The sequence below is a fragment of the Collinsella sp. D33t1_170424_A12 genome, assembly GCF_015554865.1.
In the GTDB taxonomy this organism is placed as follows: Bacteria; Actinomycetota; Coriobacteriia; order Coriobacteriales; family Coriobacteriaceae; genus Collinsella.
In genome coordinates this window covers 1-18,090 of record NZ_JADNJJ010000098.1, presented here as the reverse complement: position 1 = coordinate 18,090, position 18,090 = coordinate 1, and the positions used below count along the sequence as shown (strand labels likewise).

General features: G+C 61.9%; 20 protein-coding genes. 5 read left to right on the top strand and 15 right to left on the bottom strand.

Translation table 11 applies throughout. The annotated features are described in order from the left end of the window. Positions 1-71: 71 nt before the first annotated feature. The 8 genes from I2E26_RS04490 to I2E26_RS04455 form a co-directional block, all read right to left on the bottom strand. Complete coding sequence (locus tag I2E26_RS04490) at positions 72-725, bottom strand: CpsB/CapC family capsule biosynthesis tyrosine phosphatase (protein WP_195419766.1); 654 nt, start codon at positions 723-725, stop codon at positions 72-74. A gap of 9 nt (positions 726-734) precedes the next feature. Continuing rightward, positions 735-1,508, bottom strand: coding sequence for a CpsD/CapB family tyrosine-protein kinase (locus I2E26_RS04485; RefSeq protein ID WP_195419765.1), 774 nt, complete (start codon positions 1,506-1,508; stop codon positions 735-737). Between the two features lie 2 nt (positions 1,509-1,510). Next, positions 1,511-2,170 (bottom strand): YveK family protein, encoded by a 660-nt coding sequence (locus I2E26_RS04480; RefSeq protein ID WP_195419764.1) that lies wholly within the window; start codon positions 2,168-2,170, stop codon positions 1,511-1,513. 129 nt (positions 2,171-2,299) lie between these two features. Next, on the bottom strand, positions 2,300-3,712 hold the full coding sequence (locus I2E26_RS04475; protein WP_370551442.1) for an ATP-binding protein: 1,413 nt from the start codon (positions 3,710-3,712) through the stop codon (positions 2,300-2,302). A gap of 12 nt (positions 3,713-3,724) precedes the next feature. Next, a complete protein-coding gene (locus tag I2E26_RS04470; RefSeq protein WP_195419763.1) occupies positions 3,725-4,408 on the bottom strand; it encodes a response regulator transcription factor in 684 nt (227 codons plus the stop codon). 48 nt (positions 4,409-4,456) lie between these two features. Continuing rightward, complete coding sequence (gene pstB, locus I2E26_RS04465; protein WP_370551441.1) at positions 4,457-5,305, bottom strand: phosphate ABC transporter ATP-binding protein PstB; 849 nt, start codon at positions 5,303-5,305, stop codon at positions 4,457-4,459. Between the two features lie 119 nt (positions 5,306-5,424). Then, a complete protein-coding gene (locus tag I2E26_RS04460) occupies positions 5,425-6,804 on the bottom strand; it encodes a cell wall metabolism sensor histidine kinase WalK (protein ID WP_195419762.1) in 1,380 nt (459 codons plus the stop codon). Between the two features lie 66 nt (positions 6,805-6,870). After that, positions 6,871-7,572, bottom strand: a complete 702-nt coding sequence (locus I2E26_RS04455) for a response regulator transcription factor (protein WP_147588823.1) — start codon at positions 7,570-7,572, stop codon at positions 6,871-6,873. 171 nt (positions 7,573-7,743) lie between these two features. Between I2E26_RS04455 and I2E26_RS04450 the strand changes: the two genes are divergently transcribed. Next, positions 7,744-9,099 carry a D-alanyl-D-alanine carboxypeptidase family protein gene (locus I2E26_RS04450; protein WP_195419761.1) on the top strand — a complete coding sequence of 452 codons (1,356 nt, stop codon included), beginning with the start codon at positions 7,744-7,746 and terminating at the stop codon, positions 9,097-9,099. Positions 9,100-9,201: 102 nt separating this feature from the next. Here I2E26_RS04450 and I2E26_RS04445 read toward each other — a convergent pair whose 3' ends face one another. The 4 genes from I2E26_RS04445 to metG all read right to left on the bottom strand — a co-directional run bounded on the left by I2E26_RS04445 (position 9,202) and on the right by metG (position 13,328). Then, positions 9,202-9,660 (bottom strand): hypothetical protein, encoded by a 459-nt coding sequence (locus I2E26_RS04445; RefSeq protein ID WP_195419760.1) that lies wholly within the window; start codon positions 9,658-9,660, stop codon positions 9,202-9,204. Next, complete coding sequence (locus tag I2E26_RS04440) at positions 9,660-10,697, bottom strand: TatD family hydrolase (RefSeq protein ID WP_195419759.1); 1,038 nt, start codon at positions 10,695-10,697, stop codon at positions 9,660-9,662. Before I2E26_RS04440 ends, I2E26_RS04445 begins: the two co-directional genes overlap by 1 nt. Next, complete coding sequence (gene rsmA, locus I2E26_RS04435) at positions 10,691-11,581, bottom strand: 16S rRNA (adenine(1518)-N(6)/adenine(1519)-N(6))-dimethyltransferase RsmA (RefSeq protein WP_195419758.1); 891 nt, start codon at positions 11,579-11,581, stop codon at positions 10,691-10,693. Before rsmA ends, I2E26_RS04440 begins: the two co-directional genes overlap by 7 nt. A 145-nt stretch (positions 11,582-11,726) precedes the next feature. Continuing rightward, a complete protein-coding gene (gene metG / locus I2E26_RS04430) occupies positions 11,727-13,328 on the bottom strand; it encodes a methionine--tRNA ligase (RefSeq protein ID WP_195419757.1) in 1,602 nt (533 codons plus the stop codon). 363 nt (positions 13,329-13,691) lie between these two features. Here metG and I2E26_RS04425 point away from each other — a divergent pair, with 363 nt between their 5' ends. Next, positions 13,692-14,219, top strand: a complete 528-nt coding sequence (locus I2E26_RS04425; protein WP_195419756.1) for a hypothetical protein — start codon at positions 13,692-13,694, stop codon at positions 14,217-14,219. Between the two features lie 157 nt (positions 14,220-14,376). On the opposite strand, the gene I2E26_RS04420 is transcribed toward I2E26_RS04425, so the two are convergent. The 3 genes from I2E26_RS04420 to I2E26_RS04410 are packed head-to-tail and all read right to left on the bottom strand — an operon-like array spanning position 14,377 to position 15,965. Then, positions 14,377-14,685, bottom strand: a complete 309-nt coding sequence (locus tag I2E26_RS04420) for a hypothetical protein (protein ID WP_195419755.1) — start codon at positions 14,683-14,685, stop codon at positions 14,377-14,379. A 10-nt stretch (positions 14,686-14,695) separates the two neighbouring features. Further along, positions 14,696-15,235 (bottom strand): hypothetical protein, encoded by a 540-nt coding sequence (locus I2E26_RS04415; RefSeq protein ID WP_195419754.1) that lies wholly within the window; start codon positions 15,233-15,235, stop codon positions 14,696-14,698. Further along, on the bottom strand, positions 15,228-15,965 hold the full coding sequence (locus I2E26_RS04410) for a DUF4417 domain-containing protein (RefSeq protein ID WP_195419753.1): 738 nt from the start codon (positions 15,963-15,965) through the stop codon (positions 15,228-15,230). The genes I2E26_RS04415 and I2E26_RS04410 overlap by 8 nt, the downstream gene beginning before the upstream one ends. Positions 15,966-16,131: 166 nt before the next feature. Here I2E26_RS04410 and I2E26_RS04405 point away from each other — a divergent pair, with 166 nt between their 5' ends. The 3 genes from I2E26_RS04405 to I2E26_RS04395 form a co-directional block, all read left to right on the top strand. Next, on the top strand, positions 16,132-17,214 hold the full coding sequence (locus I2E26_RS04405; protein WP_195419752.1) for a macro domain-containing protein: 1,083 nt from the start codon (positions 16,132-16,134) through the stop codon (positions 17,212-17,214). Between the two features lie 10 nt (positions 17,215-17,224). After that, complete coding sequence (locus I2E26_RS04400) at positions 17,225-17,773, top strand: hypothetical protein (protein ID WP_195419751.1); 549 nt, start codon at positions 17,225-17,227, stop codon at positions 17,771-17,773. Between the two features lie 43 nt (positions 17,774-17,816). Then, positions 17,817-18,090 (top strand): SMI1/KNR4 family protein (locus I2E26_RS04395; RefSeq protein WP_195419750.1); only part of this gene is annotated, 274 nt, incomplete at its 3' end.

Genomic DNA, 18,090 nt, shown 5'->3' with positions numbered 1-18,090 from the left:
AACTCACAGCATGCGGGAGCCCTCCCTATTTGTCACCATCGAGATGTAAACAACGTCTTGGCACTTAACAGCTAGCGCTTCATGTGACGGCCGCAGACGGAAAACTTGCTGCGGGCGGTCTTGAGATACTCATAATGCTTCACGCTATGGGCATCGCTGGCAATATAGCTGTAGAGGAACCGGTCGAACATCCGCTTTGCCGGCTTGCGCTCCTTCCCGAAGCGACCTCCGACGATGAAATCAGCCGATGCCTGCAGGCGGCATCCCATGCGCACCAGGTTCTCGGCAATGCCCACGTCCTTCTGGATCGCCTGACAGCGCTCGGGATGAGCGATGATCACCTCGTAACCGCGACCCTGGAGCTCGTATATCGCACGCTCGAACGAGGAGAACTCAAGGGCGCCCGCCCTCGTCGGCAACTCGAGCAACAGCTCGTTGCTGCCATCGAAATGCAGATAGTCCGATGCCTCGACGCCCAGCTCGATCAACTTCGCGTAATTGACCTCGAACCCCATCTGCAAGGGAAAGCCCTGCGCATGCGATTTCAACAGCTTGAAGGAAGCCCACATCGAATCGAAATCGAAATACGGATCGCGACAGTGCGGCGTGCACACGATAGACGTGACGCCCGCCGCCTTCGCAGCCTCGAGCATGGCGAGGCTCTCATTCAAATCGCGCGCGCCGTCATCCACATACGGAAGGATGTGGCAATGGATATCGCGCATACGCCCCGCCTAACGCTTGGCAAACCGGCTGCCGCCGCCCTGCGGACGCGCGCCGGAGGCCTGCTCCACGCGGGCGACCGCTTCGGAGTCGGCAAACAAGCTCGAGTCAACCGGATGCGCGGCACCCTTTGAGTAATACGAGTAATAATCGTTGGACGTGCCGTCGCAGAAGCTCATCACCGTGCCGATGATATTGACGTCGCCCTTGCGAAGCTGCTCGACGGCGGCAACGGCCTCGCTGCGCTTGGTGAAGTTCTCACGAACCACGAACAGCACGCCGTCGACCAGCTGGCCCACCTCGGCGGCGTCGACGAAGGCGCCAACCGGGGGCGTGTCCACGATCACATAGCGGAACTGGCTCTCCAGGCGCGCCATCAGGTCGGCGAAGCGACGGGAGGCGATGATGTCGGCAGGATTGGGAATCTGCGGCTCGCAGTCGAGGAAGAACAGATTGGCCTGATCGGTCTTCACGAGGGCGTCCTCAAGCGCTACCTGCTCGGACAGCACGGAATACAGCCCATGCTGGGCATGGACGCGAAGAAGGCTCGCAAGCGTGCGGCGACGCATATCGCACTCCACCAGCACGACGCTCGCTCCGCTCGAGGCGATGGCGCACGCCAGGTTGTATGCGGTCGTCGACTTACCCTCCTTGGGCTTCGAAGACGTGATGGCAAGCGATTGGATCGGCCGGTCGACGCTGGCAAAGCGAACGTTTGCCAGCAGGGTCTTCATAGCATTCTGTACGGCGAGCTTGCTGTCGCCGCGACGCTTCTTTGCTGCCATGTCTATTCACCAGCCTTCATGGTAGGAATCCAACCGATAACGGGAATACCGAGCAGCTCCTCGGCCTCCTCGGCGTTGCGAACACGCGTGTTGAGCATGTCCATCAGCACGATGGCGGCGACGGCGGCGAACAGGCCCGCCAAGAATGCCACGGCGACATAGAGCACGCGGTTGGGACCGGACGGCGCAGCAGGCGGCTCCGCCACATCGATGACGTTGACGCTCTCGGCCATCTGGACCTCGCGGGCGACATCGGACACGGTGCTCGCCATGGCGTTGGCGACGCGTGCGGCGCTCGTAGCATCGGGACCGGTAACGGACAGCGTGATCACGCGCGAGGTGGTCTCGCTGGAAACGCTGATCTTATAGGCGGCCAGGCTCTTCATGCCAAGCTCCTGCGCCGTGCCCTTCACGACGACATCGCTTTGCAGCAGGCGCGCGACGTCGTTGGCGATCATCTGCGATGCGGAGAGGTCGTTATAATTCGTCGCCCCCTCGTTGCCGGCAGCACGGGCGAGGATATACATGCTCGTCTGAGCCGTATAGGTATCCTCCATCATGAAGATGCTCGCAGCGCCCATGGCGATGGCGCACGCAACCGGCAACACGATTACCAGCAGTACGTGCTTTTTTATTAGTTGAAACAATTCCAGCAGGGTCATCCCATATACCTCCAGAACAACATGGTGCCTTGATATGGTAGCGGATGAGAGCACTTCTTGGGAGGTCCGACGGAACCACCGCGCGTTGCACATAGAAAACGTATCACCGACGCGCGAATTGCGCGCGAACTACGCCGCCGCTCCGTCAAACGGCCCGGGGAAGCGCACCGTGATGGTCGTCCCCTCGCCCAACTCGCTCTCCACCTTGATCGACGCTCCATGGAAGAGCGCCGCGTGCTTGACGATGGCCAGGCCCAGGCCCGTACCGCCGCGCATCTTGGAACGGCTCTTGTCCACGCGATAGAAGCGCTCGAACACCTTATCCTGTTCGTCTTTGGCGATGCCGATGCCCGTGTCGCTCACGCGCACGAACGGGACCCCGCCATCCAAGCCGCATCCGACCTCGACGGACCCACGGGGGCGGTTGTAGCGGATGGCGTTGCTCACCAGGTTGTACACCAGGCCGTCAAGCAGGCGCGGTACACCCTCGATCACGACTGGATCGCACGAAGTCGACAGCGTCACGTCCGACGCCGCCGCAACGCCTTCCAGTCGCTGGTAGATGGAGTCGATGAGGCGCGCCATGTCCACCGGCTCGCGCGAGCCCAGGGTCTCGAGGGCGCCGGCATCGTCGCTGTGCTCGGCCTCGTCCAGATTGGACAGCGTGAGAATATCGTTGACCAGCGAGGTGAGACGGCCGGCTTCCATATGGATGCGGTGCGCGAAATCCTGCTTATCGGCCTCGTCTTCCACCATGCCGCTCGCGATCAGCTCGGCGTATCCCGAGATGGCGGTGAGCGGCGTCTTGAGCTCATGGGTGATGTTGGCGGTGAACTCCCGGCGCATGCGGTCGTTGTCGGCCAGCACGCGCATCTGCCGCTTGAGCTCTTGACGTTGGTTTTCGATGCGCTCCAGCATGGGAACCATCTCGGCGTACGCATGCTCGAGGTTGTCCTTCGGATGGTCGAGGTCGACCAGCAGCAGCGGCGCGATGATGGCCCGCGACTCGCGGCGCGCGGCGAACCATGCCACGATCGCGGCGACGACGCCCAACGCCAGCAGCGGTACCAGCAGGCGCGCGAAGATCGCAACGTAGCTCTCCTGCGGCTTGGCCAGGCGGATGATGCGGCCGTCGCTCAAGCGCACCGCCTCGTACACCATGGTCTCGCCCACCGTGGTACTCGAGCGCTCGGCGGAGCCGGTACCGTACAGAGACGCCGCGCGGATCTCGGGGCGATCGGCATGGTTACCCATGTCCTCGGGATCCTCCACGTTGTCATAGAGAACCGTTCCATCCGAAGACAACAGCGTCAAACGACTGTCGTCCAGGTCGACCTCGTCCAAAAACGCCTTGTCGCCCGTCGTCTGCTCGAGCGCCGCCGCCACCACATCGGTCTCCTCGATAAGCTCGCGACGCGTGGATTCGATCAGGTTGCTCTGCAGGTACGCCGTGCCGGCGATCATGAAGAGCAGAATCGCGATGATGGCCACCACGAAGATGGTGGAGAACACGCGATGGGAAAGGGATTGCCGGGTGCTCACCGTCGCGCTTCCCTACTCGACCGCGCGGTCGGCGAAGCGATACCCCACGCCGCGCACCGTCTCGATGCATCCCGCTCGTTCCCCCAGCTTCTGGCGAAGGGTCTGCACATGCACGTCCACCGTGCGCGATCCGCCGTCGAAATCCCAGCCCCACACGCTCTGGAGCAGCGCCTCGCGCGAGAACACGATGCCGGGCTTGCGCATGAGGTATTCGAGCAGCTCGAACTCGCGCAGGGTGAGCTTGACCTCGACGCCGTCCACCACGACCTGGCGATGGCTCGGGCTCAACACGATGCCGCCGGCCGAGAGGGTATCGCTCACCTTCTTCATCATGCCGCCACGGCGCAGCAGCGCGCGGCAACGGCTTGTGAGCTCCATGAGCGAGAACGGTTTGGTCAGGTAATCATCGGCGCCGCCGTCCAGGGCGACCACCTTATCGAGCTCCGTATCCTTCGCGGTGAGCATCATGATGGGGAGCGTGGCGGTCTCCTGGTCGGCGCGCAGGCGATGCAAGATCTCCAGCCCGTCGGTATCGGGAAGCATGATGTCCAACAGGACGGCATCGGGCACGCGCTTGGCCACGGCGGCCTTGAACTCGCTGTCGCACGAGAACCCCTCGGCCTCGATACCCTGCTGACGCAGCGCATACAGCGTCAAACCGCGGATGTTGTCATCGTCTTCGACGTAGTAAATCATGGATGGTCGCCTCTCGCCTCGCCTCTAGCCCATCATACCCAGATGCCGTTATCCGAAGCGGCCCGTCAGGTAATCTTGCGTGCGAACGTCGCGGGGGTTGCGGAACAGCTCGCCGGTCTCGGCATGCTCGACCAGCTCGCCCAGCAGGAAGAACGCAACGGAATTGGATATGCGGGACGCCTGCTGCATGTTATGCGTGACCACCACGAGGGTGTAGTCCTTCTTGAGCTCCAGCGCCAGCTGCTCGATCATGACGGTCGACACGGGATCGAGCGCCGATGTGGGCTCATCCATCAGCAGCACCTCGGGCTTGACGGCCAACGCGCGCGCGATGCACAGGCGCTGCTGCTGGCCGCCCGAAAGGCCAAGACCGGACTGCTTGAGCTTGTCCTTGACCTCGTCCCACAGCGCGGCACGGCGCAGGGAATCCTCCACCAGCCCGTCGATCTCATCGCGGTCCTTGATGCCCAGGCCGCGGGGACCATATGCCACGTTGTCGTAAATGCTCATGGGGAACGGGTTGGGGCGCTGGAACACCATGCCCACCTGCTGGCGCAGGCGGGTTACGTTGTAGTCCTGGTAGATATCCTGGCCGTCCAGCAGGATGCTGCCCTCGATGCGGCAATCTTTCACCATATCGTTCATACGGTTGAAGCAGCGCAGCAGCGTGGACTTACCGCAGCCGGACGGGCCGATGAACGACGTGATCTCGCGATCCTTGATATCGATCGAGACGTCCTTCAGCGCATGGTGGTCGCCGTAGAACAGATCGAGGTTGGACACCGCGATGCGCGTCGGATGGTCCTCCGTCTTCGCAAGCGCCTCGTCGAGCACGCCCGTCTCGCGTCGGCGCGCGGCCTCAAGCTCTGCATCCCAATTTGATCGTGCCTCGTCCACCTGGCAACCTCCTCTTGCACCCTGGGTATAGCTCATCAGATGGTACGCGAGCCGTTTCATGCAGGTGAAAGGCGTTTGTTAAGACAACGTAAGGCGAGGCGCCGTGCGATCGAGGCGTCCTAGTCGGGCAGATCGATGGTGAAGACCGTGCGCTCGGGCGTCGAGGAGCAGACGATGGTGCCGCCGTGCGCGCCCACGATCTCCTTGGCGATGGCCAGACCCAGGCCGGCCCCTCCGTGATTGGTGGCGCGTGCCGCATCGAGGCGGTAGAACTTCTCGAAGATCACCTTGAGCTTGGGCTCGGGAATGGGGTCGCCCTGGTTTTCGAAGCAGATGCGCACCCCGCCGCCGTCGCGCCGATGCGCGCGCACGCGAATCGTCGACCCCACGTAGCTGTACGCGATAGCGTTCTTCATAACGTTGTTGAACACGCGGGCCATCTTGTCGCCGTCCACCAGCACCGTGAGGCCCTCGGGCACCTCTATCTGGGCATGTTTGCCCTGCTCGGAGAGGATGGGGTAGAACTCATCGGCCACCTGGGCGAGCATGAGCGCCAAATCGATATAGCCGCGCGTGAGGACGATGTCGTGAAAATCAAAGCGCGTGATGTCGAAGAACTCCTCGATGAGGGCGTCCAGGCGATGCGCCTTCTCCAGCGCCACCCCCGTGAAGCGGACGCGCTGCTCAACGGGCAGGTCCGGCGCTTCCTCGAGCAGCGAGAGATAGCCCACCACGCTGGCAAGCGGCGTCTTGAGGTCGTGCGCCAGGTAGGTGACGAGGTCGTCCTTGCGGCGCGCCTCGTCCAGCAGGGCCTGGTCGCTTTGGCGCTCGCGGGCGCGCACGCGGTTGATAGCGCCCTCGACCTCGAGGTAATCGCCGTCGAGGTGGTCCCAGCTATCGCGATGCTCGACCAAACGGTCGATCAGATGCTTCGCGATGGCGGCATCGGCCTGCTCGCGGCCGCGGCGCTGCCCGTACATGAACATGGCGCGGCCGGCGAAGAAGGTCCCGCACACGGCGAGCGCCAGGAAAAAGCCGCAGAACATGAAGAAGTAGTCGATATCCAAGAACAGCGGGCCGGCGCTGCGGCGCACCACATGCCCCAGCAGTAGCAGGGACTCCCAGGCGATACCGCCCATCACGACGCTGCGGCGCACGTTGATGAAGCGGTCCACGAGCATATAGCCCACCAGGTAGCACGCCAGGAGGAGCACGATGTTATCCAGGCCCACCAGCTCGAAAAGCAGCACCGCCAACACGACGAGCGCCACCACGCGGCTGTCGAAGAAGATCTTGAGCTTCTCGAAGACGTCCTCGATGTGGTCGCCGCCGGCAGCAGCGTTCACGACGGGCGCCTCGTTCGCATCGGACGCCGGCCGCACGTCGCCGCCCGCGCCCGCCTGGGCGCGCACCGCCCCATCCCGTACGTTGGGCGCGCCGGTCATGGGGTTGATGGGGGCGCGCTGGCCGCGCGCGGCGCGGTTCTTATCGGCTTTCATGCAGTTCGCCTTCAATCGTAGTTCTCGTTGGCCGCAATGCGGCACGCGCTCGATCGGGGTTCGAGGCTACTTCTCGATGGTGTAGCCGACTCCCCAGATGTTCTTGATGAAGCGCGGGTTCTGGGCGTCGTCTCCGATCTTCTCGCGCAGATGGCGGATGTGCACCATCACGGTGTTGTTGGAGCTCGCCATGAACTCCTCGTCCCACACGGCCTGGAACAACTCTCCCACCGGCACCACGCGCCCGCGGTTCTCGGCGAGGTAGAGCAGGATCGAATACTCGAGCGGCGTCAGGCGCACCGGCTTCTCGTCCACCGACACGCTGCGGGCATCGCGGTTGATCACCAGGCCGTTGAACGCGAGCACGGCCGCCGCCTCCTCCGCCTCGCTGCGCGTGCCGTAGCTTGTGTACCGCCTGAGCTGCGCCTTTACACGCGCCACAAGCTCAAGTGGCCGGAAGGGCTTGACCACGTAATCATCGGCGCCCAGCGTAAGGCCCTCGATCTTATCGGTCTGGGAATCGCGCGCCGTGAGCATGATCACCGGATAGGTGCGCTCGGCGCGAATGGTGCGCAGCAGCTCGAAGCCGTCGATATCGGGCAGCATGATGTCGAGCACCGCCAGGTCGAACTCGCGGCTCAAGATCTCGCGCGCAGCATCGGCGCCCGTATACGCCAGGGTCACGTCGAACCCCTCGTTGCGCAAATATATCCCCACCAGGTCGGTGATCGTCTTCTCATCGTCTACCACGAGAATTCGCGTTTGCATACATGCACTCCCTTCCGCGGTTCCATTATCGCCGCGCCGCGGCGCGGGGTGCGGACATTTGATAGCAGTTAAGCACACGTTAAGGTAATACCCAAAGGAAGCGCACAGCTCGCAACCGCTATACTCATGCTCAGCATCGCCCGCAACCACATACAAAGGACCACCGCCCCTATGAGAACCATCCCCGTCGCGCGCCATCGCGCCCGCCTCGCCGCAGCCATCGCCTTCTCGCTCATCCTGGGTGCCGCACCCGCCGCCTCCTTCGCCGAGATGCGCGACACCGACATCATCTGCGGCGCCACCTACACCGAAGACGTGCGTGAAACCGAAGACCGTCCCGACCTCGCCTGCCAGGAGGCCATCGTTATGGGCAAGAACGGGACGGTGTACTTCGAGCGCGACGCCGACAAGGAGGTGAAAATCGCCTCGATCACCAAGGTCATGACCGCCATCGTGACCCTGGAGAACACGGATGCGAGCGACGAGCTCACCGTGGACCATCGCGCCGCCACCGTGGGGCAGTCGTCGGCCGACCTGCGCGAGGGCGATGTGCTCACGCGCGACGAGGCGCTCAAGGCGCTGATGATCCCCTCGGGCAACGACGCCGCCATGGCGCTCGCCACCTTCACCGGCTCCAAGATCGACCCCGCCAGCGATGACCCCTACCAGGTCTTTATCGATGCCATGAACGCCAAGGCCCAGGAGCTGGGTATGGAGCATTCCGTCTTCTCCAACCCGCACGGCCTGGACTTCGACGGCTGGGAGGGCGATTTCCACTCCACCGCGCGCGACGTGGCCACCATGTTCGCCTACGCCATGGATAACGAGGAGTTCCGCGCGCTCACCTGCGACGATAACCCTCAGATCACGGTGACCGGCGCCGACGGCGCCGAGCGGACGATCGACATGATCGAACGCAACAAGATTTTGGGCAAGGAGGGCAACATCGGCGGCAAGACGGGCGGCACGTACGAGGCGCTCCAGTGCTTCGTGGGCGCCTTCCAACGCGATGCCGGCGGCGAGATCTACACCGTCACCCTCGGCTCCGAGGGCGACGAGCAGCGCTGGGCCGACACGCTCGCCCTGGCGAACTGGTACTACGACCACGTGGTACCCTATCCCGTCGCGCCCACCACGCGCACCTGCGGCGAGGGCATGCCGTTGGTCGCGCGCGCCCCGCATGCGGACTGGTCCGACAAGACCGTCGATATCACGGTCGAGCACCCCGATCAAACAGTCGACCTCTTCAGCCTCGCCGGCGACGTCGAGCTCGAGCTTGATCTAAACGAGCTGCACGGCGACGTGCGCGAAGGCGATGCCGCCGGAACCATCCGCGTGATGCAGGACGGAACGGAAGTTGCCCAGGCGCCGCTGGTGTGCGCCGAGGACCTTGACGCGCCGTCGGGCTTCGATTGGGTGATGGTGCAGATCGACCGCCTCTTCCGCTTGGTGAGCGGTCGGCCCGCGCAGGCCGAGGTGCGCCAGTACGCCGAACCCGTCAACGCGCACGACCTCGACATGGCATAGCGGCGCGCCAGCAACTATGCGCATACAAGAAGCGGGGCCGCCCGTGGCAGTTCGTTCTCCTGCCCGGGCGGCCCCGCTGTTTTCACCTCGATGGGCGACGTGCTACTTTTTCTTGCGTCGACGCTTCTTGGCGGCCTTGGCCTCCTTCTCCTCGCGCTTACGGCGCTCGGCCGCATCGCGAAGCACCTGGCGCTGCTCGGCATATTTGATCTCGGTGAGCTTCTTGGCCTGGCGGCGCGAAGCGAACCACACCACGAACGTCACCAGGAACAGCACGGAGGTGGCGATACCCGCCATATACTCGAGCCCCTGGTTGCCCGAGCTGCCAGCCACGGTAAAGACCACATAGCCCAGCACGGTGCAGGCAAGCAGCGCGTATGCAACGCGCGTGAGCGGCAGGCTGCGATGGATCTCGCCATCCACGTTGGGGCCGCCCATGGCCGCCTCGCGACGCTCGCGCAAGATCTGGTCGGTCGTCTTCTCGACCGCGGGCTCCGTGGATTCCGGGGCCGCGTCGTCCATGACGTCCGCCTCGTGCTCCTGCAGTGACGTATCTTCCATTACTCGTGCCTTCCAAACAGCTTCGTTGCGTTGCGCCAGACAGCATACGCGATATCGTCCGGGTTTTCACCCGTCCGGGACGAACGGTCGCACGCAAGCGCGGCGGCGGTCCATCCGATCATAGCGGGTTCGCACTCCAAGCCGCGCAGGGGCTCGGGCGCCATGTAGGGGCAATCGGTCTCGAACAGCAGGCGGTCGATCGGGCAGGCCGCAAACGCCTCGCGCACCTCGTCGTTGCGCTTGAACGTGGCCGCACCGCCGAAGGCGATGTAGCAGCCCAGGTCGCAGAAGCGCTCCATGGTGGCGCGGTCCTCGCCGAAGCAGTGAAGCACGCAGCCGGCTGCCGGCACGCCCACGTCTTTGAGCACGCGGTACGCATCGACATGCGAGGTGCGTGCCAGGTCGTCGGCCTCGTGGCGCACGTGGAGCTCGACGGGCACGTTGCGCGCGCATGCGAGCTCGAGCTGGCGGGCCATAACCTCCATCTGCAGATCGTGCGGGGCGGCCTCGATGTTGTCCTCGGCGTCGAAGTGGTAATCCAGACCGATCTCGCCCACGCCCCAGCACAGCGGGTCGTCGAGCGCCGCGGCCACCTGCGCGTGCACCGCATCGGTATACGCCGGCGCGCCGTACGGGTGCACGCCCGCCAGATAGCCCACGCGCTCGAGCAGCGCCGCGGGCCGGCCGAGCGCCGGGTCCGCCTCATGCGCATCGGCCACCGGGTATGCCGGGGCGTTCAGGCTCCCGGCCTCTTCTAGCAGCTCGCGCGCGTCCGCGAGCCAACCGCGCAGCTGCATGGCATGCGCCTGCGAATCGCGCTCGTCAGCCAGCGGATCGTAGATGGCCGTCATCTGGCGCACGCCCGCCAGGGCCGCACGGGCAAGGACCTCGGCCGGCTCCTTGCCCCAGAAGCTCATGAGATGCGCATGCGTATCGGCCAGGGGCGCTGCAGGGACAGGCGCCTCGAAGCGCTTCTTTTTCTTGTAGAACGCCAGCTCGAAGCGCGGGTCGCACGACGCCTGGGGCGCGGCTAGCATGCGGCATCCCCCGCAGCGTGCGACAGCGCGGCGGCCAAGCGGATGAAGTCCTCGACCTGCAGCGACTCGGCGCGCGCGGTGGGCGCGATGCCGCAGGCGGCGAAGGCCTCGTCGAGCTGCGCCTTATCGAAGCCGGTGGCCGACATGGAGTTGCGGATGGTCTTGCGGCGCTGGGCGAAGGCCGCCTCGATCACGCGGGCGATCCGGGCGCGGTCGGCGCCGTCGGCCAGCAGCTCGCACACGGACCCACCGGCCAGGCGATCGATGCGCACCACCGCGGAGTCGACGTGCGGCGCGGGCATGAAGCAACGCGGCGGCACCTCGAAGCGGCCCGCGACCTCGCCGTACAGGCCGAGCTTGGCCGTGTAGGCGCCAAACGCCTTGGTGCCCGGCACCGCGGCGATGCGGTCGGCCACCTCTTTCTGCACCATCACCACGGCGCGGCGGAGCGTCGGCATGGTCTGGAAGAACTGCAGGATGATGGTGGCTGCCACGTTGTAGGGTAGGTTCGCCACGAGCAGCTCGGGCTCGCCGTCCAGCGCCTCGGCGACCGCCGCAGGCGGGACCGTCAGGGCGTCGCCCATGATGAAGCGGAAGTTCGAATGATCCATGGCGTGAGCCGAAAGCACCGGTTCGAGCTCGGCATCCATCTCGATGGACGTCACGCGCGCAGCCTCCTGCAAGAGCGCGAGCGTGAGCGTACCGATACCCGGGCCCACCTCGAGCACGCGCTCGGTTCCATCGAGCTCGGCCAGCGCCATGATGTGCTCGATGACGTGGTTGTCGATGAGGAAATTTTGGCCCAGGCGATGCTTGGTTGCCAGCCCGAACGCCTCGAGCATCTCGCGCGTGGCCGTAGGGTTCGCAAGCGGGGAGGTAGTCATAGGCCGCTCCATTCAAAAGCTCAGCAAAGAAAACGACCGCCCGAAGCGCCCGAGATCGCCGCGAACGCGAAACGCAGCGCGCTTGAGACGCGCAGGCGACGGTCAGGCGGCAGGGTCGGGTGCCCCGGGTGGTCGAGCAGGTCGATTAACCCAGGCGGGGGAAGAGCGCCTCGCCCTTCTCCACCGGCAGGCCGGCGGCGAGCTGGCCCCAGGCGCAGGCAGCGGCCATATCGTCGGTCAGGCCTTCCGCCTCGCAGCCGATGCGGCGCAGGGCCTCGGCGCTCGTGCTCGGCATGAGCGGCATGAGCAGGTGCGCGGAGATGCGAATCGCCTCGAGCAGGTTCCAGATCACGTTGGCGAGCTCGCCGGCCTTGGCGGGGTCCTTCGCAAGCGTCCAGGGCTCGGAGTCCTCGATGTAGTGGTTGGCAGCGTGGACCAGGTCCATGATCTCCTTGGCGGCATCGCCGTAGGCGAAGGCCTCCATCTTGGCAGCATAACGGTCGAAGATGCCCTCGGCGGTCGCCGCCAGCGGGTTCTCGGCGTAGCCGGCGGCGTCGGCCGCGCGCTCGGGCGTGGCGCCCTCGAAGTACTTGATGCACATGTTGGTCGAGCGCGAGATGAGGTTGCCCCAGCTGTTGGCCAGGTCGGCGTTGTAAACCTGCTCCATGCGACCGAAGCTGATGGCGCCGTCGGTGCCGGGGGTGACGTCGGTCATGAAGTAATAGCGGTAGCCCTCGACGCCCAGCTTCTCGATGACCTCGCGCGGGGCGATGGCGTTGCCGCGGGACTTGGACATCTTCTCGGCCTTGCCGGTCTCCTCGTTCTTCACGGTTAGGAAGCCGTGGGCGAAGACGTGCTCGGGCAGGGCCTCGCCCAGTGCCATGAGCATGGCGGGCCAGATCACGCAGTGGAAGCGGATGATGTCCTTGCCCACGATGTGGGTCTGCGCGGGCCAGCGGTAGGCGAAGTCGGCCGCGGCCTCGTCACCCTCCTGGCCATAGCCCACGGCGGTCATGTAGTTGGTGAGGGCGTCGAACCACACGTAGGTGACGTGCTCCTTATCGAAGGGCACCTCGATACCCCAGTCGAAGGACGTGCGAGAGACGGAGAGGTCGTTCAGGCCGCCCTCGACGAACGAGCGGACCTCGTTCATACGGAAGTCGGGCTGGACGAAATCGGGATGCTCGTCATAGAGCGCGAGCAGCTTGTCCTGGAACGCGGAGAGCTTGAAGAACCAGCTCTCCTCCTTGACGCGCTCGAGCGGGCGGTCGCAGTCGGGGCAGAGGTGCTCGCCCTTGGTGCCGCGGGCCTCGTCGGCCTTGTCGACCTGGGTCTCGGTGAAGAAGGTCTCGTCCGGCACGCAGTACCAGCCGTCGTAGCTGCCCTTGTAGATGTAGCCGGACTCCTCCATGCGGTCCCACAGATACTGGACGGCGCGCTTCTGGCGCTCCTCGGTGGTGCGGATGAAGTCGTCGTTCGAGATCTCGAGCTCATTCCACAGCTCATGGAAGTGCGGGGCCTGGGAATCGCACCACTCCTGCGGGGTCATACCGTGCTTCTCGGCGGCCTCGGCGACCTTCTGGCCGTGCTCGTCCATGCCGGTGAGGAACTTGACGCTGTAGCCGGCGGCGCGGCGGTAGCGCGCCTGGACGTCGGCGATGATCGTGGAGTACGCGGTGCCCAGATGCGGGTCGGCGTTCACGTAGTAAATGGGCGTGGTGATGTAATAGGACGGCTTCGTGCTCATGACGCGAGAATCCCTTCCCTCTTGGTTTTTATGCAATTCTTCATTCTAGCAGGGAAGCCGCGCAATTCGCCACCCACGCCGCGCGATTTACCACGGGATGCTATCGCACGTCCTGTTGATTTCTTCATACGTCTTCTCCCAAGACGAGCAGGGGGCTCGGGGCCTCTCTCGCGCGGCATCGACGCTCGTTATCAGCGCATGGGAGGTGCGCGATGCAATCTTGACGACTTTTCACAGGCACATCCTCTTGGGGCTTTGTATACATGGTTAGCAGCATTTCTGTTAGCTGCGGTTTTGTGAGCGTGACGAAGCCCGCTACTCGACGATTTTGATTTTCGATGGGAAAAGTCGTCAGGACTGCACATGGAGGACGCTCGATTCGCCCTTTTCGTGCTACAGGGCGCGCCGCGTGAGTTTGCGCTGCTCACCTTCGAGGTGCCCGGGGGCGACCTCGAACCCGGCAAGGAGATCTCCCTTGACGTCAGCGAAATTCCGGACTGCGACAAGCTCGAGCTCTCGACGGACGATATCGTCCACAGCGCCTCCGCCGAGGAGGTGGCCCAGAAGGCCGACCCGGACGGCTATGCGGCAGAGATGCAGAAGCGCGAGGACGCCGACGCTGAGACGGTGAGCGCCGTATCGTCCCAACTCAACGGCTACTACTACAGCTTCTTCGTCAACAACTTCTCGTACAAAATCGAGTTCTACGATCCCAATACGTACAGCCTCAGCTGTATGGGACTCCAGACCACGGGAACCTACAGCGTCAAGAAGAGATACGTCGTGCTCACCAACAACGACAACGGGGCCGTAAACGAATGCCCCTATTCGTTCGACGAGGCAGGTGCGCTCAAGATCGAGCTCGCCGACGGCTTCGACGTCAACGAATAACGCCCTCGAGCAAGGCCAGGTCCGCCAGACAGCGTCTAGCGAGGCCGGCCTTCCTTCAAGGCGCCCGTAGCCGCGCGATTCACCATGGGATGTCAGCGATAGCCCCTGTGTCGAATCTAATTGCACCTAGACTCCACTTAACTCAAATGGAAGCACCTTACCAATACTCCCCATCTATCTCATCGTGAAGGCGCTCGATATTATCGAACAGCTCCGAAGTACTTTCTTCGCCGTCCTCGTATAGCCGAACGACGATTCCGTACTCTCTCATTTCGCGTTTAATCTTATTGATGAGCTTGAGGCCACCCCCGTCTACGTAATCGCACACATAAAGAAACTCATCGGCAGCGGCACGGCGCTTGACCTCTCCCAAGGGAAGTCCCGTTAGCTTCTTGAGCTCCATACAAGCCCTTGCGGGCACGTCCATCACGGGCAGTTTAACTGCAAGAGTGTTGTCCATATCCATAGGTGCTCTCCTAAAAGTCTTGAATACGTCGGATTCGTTTTCCAGGCAGGCTGTTCCTATACGCACCGCCATGCCAACCCGTGAGATGCTCGCGTTGCGTTGCTGGATATATTACTTCCCCTCGATTGGCGAGTTGGGGATAAATGCGGGCGCTATACGTATGATGGGCATGCAGCGTTCTGCCTTTGAATCGCGCCGCCCCACCTGCAAGGATTGACAATCGCTGCTCCCGACTCCAATTTCTCGTGCCCTGCTCGCCACTCTCGAGCCGCTTGCGCTCCTGCTTCCAATACTCCTTGACCCCGGCGCGGCGACGCCTTCTAAAACGCTTATCCCACATATAGCGCTCATACTCCTCGCGAGTTGCGGTTCGCGCACGGATCCTCTTGGCAATCATTCGCCTTGTTCTAGCGTTCAGCTGCTTCTGCGCAACGGGATGTGCACGCAAATCCATCCCATCGACGCGAGACGCAATGATCGCTTCGGCATCACCGCGAAAAGCAATTGCACCCTTGGTCCCATCAAACAGTTCAGAAAGAGGCTTAGACATCGCGACCGCCCCTCATCTTGAAGTAGGAGCTCGTCTTACCATCAAACTGATAGATGGCAATGCCTTCGCTCTCAAGCTCACGGAAAACCGGATGCCTATCAGACCCTATAACAACAAGGGAGGACGGCCTGGTCCTTTTTACAAGCTCCCTAATGCCCGTCTCAAAGACGGGACGATTCTCGATTCTCCGTATGCCACTTCCCACCGTTCCGACGCTCAGCATCCCCTCCACGGGAAGTGCGTCGAAGCAGTAGTCCCAGGTCTCCGCAGTGCCCCAGCGGGCATTTGGAGCAACCGGGATGCCGCGCTGGTTGGCACCGTGCTCCATAACGCGCATCTTGTGAAATTGATAGCGCTTGAGCGGTTCAGGGAAGTCCGCGTACGTGCTGAAATCAATGCCAGCGATACCATCGAAATGAGAGGCGACCTTGTAGAAAAAGTCCCAGTTCTTCCAAATGCCTTCGCGAATGCCATCGAACTCATAGTCGTCGATGAAGCAGTGTATGAATGCCTCGACATGATAGTCGCGATCCCCATTTGCAATACGAGCCTTGTGAAGCCTCTTGGCATCACTCCACGAGATAACGGCCTTCGGCGGATTCTTAGCCGTTGCCCTCACCATCGGATTATCGAGAGCCGACCACTCGACATTTTCATATAGGCCAGCATTCCAAAGATCGCGAATGCCCTTGCGCAGGTTTACGCCCACGGCCCCCAAGGTGTTAGCCATCGCCACTCCAAACCTTATTCCAGCAGCCGAAACTGTTCCGATTGCCGCTGCTAGAACCAGCAAATCGAACAGTTTCAGTCTCCGATCTGAAGAGCGAACAGTCGTTCCCCCTGCGTTGTGATAAGGTTGTCAAAGGTTGTCAAAATACAGGAATGGGAGTCCTCTTTTGCTCAATCTCGCAGCCTTCACAAAGACCACCAAGAGGTATGCTTTCAACCCCACAGAATCAAATGAGGCATTTCTAAATAAACTGTTAGAACCTTACGTTGTTGCTGGAAGAGTGACCGCCAGGGGCGGCGCTGAATTCCATCTAGACAAGCACCGCACGAGCAAATTGCTTAGCGGGAATGCAGATGTGCCAAATGCACTTAGAGCAATCGAGCTCCAGCATGGCCTTGAACAGAGAGTTTCCGAGGAATGCATGGTCCTATGGGATGAAACCCTCAACTCTTTGTATTTCGAAGATCTCGCCAGAGACGTCCTAGGCCTTATCGATTCGAGCAATCGAAAAGAAGCTCGATTAAAAGATCAATTAGAAACTGCTCTTGATGATCCATGCCTCTTCCTTGCTCGAGCACTCATAGGCGTTGTTGGCCTTGAAAACAAATCGCAGTCTAAAGGGATAATCTGGAAAAGGGGCACCGGTTCTCTTGAATGGACAGCATGCGACCTCTTTCGATTCGCATTTACCTCAAGAAGAAAGAGGAAGAATCTTGTAGCCATCCCCGTCGACTGCTCCTTCAAAACCCATGTTGTAAGGAGCTATGAAGCCGCTGACGCTGATGGGGTCTCGGAAAACACCGTGCACGGGAAATGGCTCATCCGCATGGCACAGTCCGGCATCCTCGAAAGCGACTTGAATAATCAGCTGGCAGGAGCGCTTAAATCAACCGAGAAAACCGAGGATGGCACCTATCCCATAGGCACCGTCGCCGTACTGGAGACCGATAAATGCGTCTTCCTTCTTTTGGCGATTTCGCATTTCGACAGCAATGGCAACGCTCGAAGCACGCAACAGGACATCGCAAGCGCCATCGAATCGCTGCTTCGCCATTACGATACCTGTGGACAGGGCGCCGACCTCTATCTACCCCTACTCGGCACGGGACTATCGAGAGCCGGCCTAAGCAACGCAGAATCCTACAAGCTGCTTGTAGATACGGCGACGAGCGGGGCCGCCCACATCTCGGGCAAAGTAACTATAGTCGTACTCCCCGAAGTCGCTGACGAACTCGGCCTAGCAAGATAGGAGATTTCGAATGGCCTATAGAAATGGAAACTACGCAGCCTTTTACGTTGCCGAGCCTTTTGACGAAAGGGGGCTAGGAGCTTACGCCGCTCACGACTTCTGCCACTACCAGCTGCTCCGAGCCTGGGCGAGCCGAGATTGGCTGTTTCCCTTCAACGATTCGCACGAAAAAACCTATAACGTGCGCGACAGAAGCAGCTGGGAGCTCACCCTCAAACCGCGCTTACGCGAGCGCCTTCGAAACTCAAAAAACATCATCTTGTTTCTCAGCTCGCATACAAAGCCAAGCAAGGCCTTGACCGAAGAAATCGAATATGGCATAGGAACCCTCGAGCTCCCCACTATTGTCGTGTATCCAGAATTCGACCCCATAACGGTTGGCGGACACTTTGATTCCCGCGTATTCGAGCTATGGAGCGCCTTACCCGCCTTCAAGCGCCTGATGAATATGGTGCCCACGGTCCATGTGCCCATGAGAAAAGACGACGTCTCGCGCGCCTTATCGTCTCCAGGCTACCAAGTCCAGTCGAAAACGAAGCCGGGGCTTTATCGTCTCTAGCCCGCCTCGTGCGCAACCTTCGTATCTGAAAGGCGAGAAGTAGATGAACCATCAAATCCTTAACATGGTTGACCAACATCGTGAAAACAGCTTCTTCACCCATGCGGAGTTCAACGATGAAACCCGCGCGCTTGCAGAGCAAAAGCTGGGCCTCAGGCTCCCTGAGCAGTATGTCGAGTATCTCAAAACCTTTGGCCATGGGGGCGTTGGCGGTGTCGACATTTTAGGAGTTGGCTGCGATGGCAGCCTGATTTTCGTTGAGGAGACCCTGCTTTATCGCAAGTATGGTTTGCCCAAAAACCTTGTGGTGGTCGAGA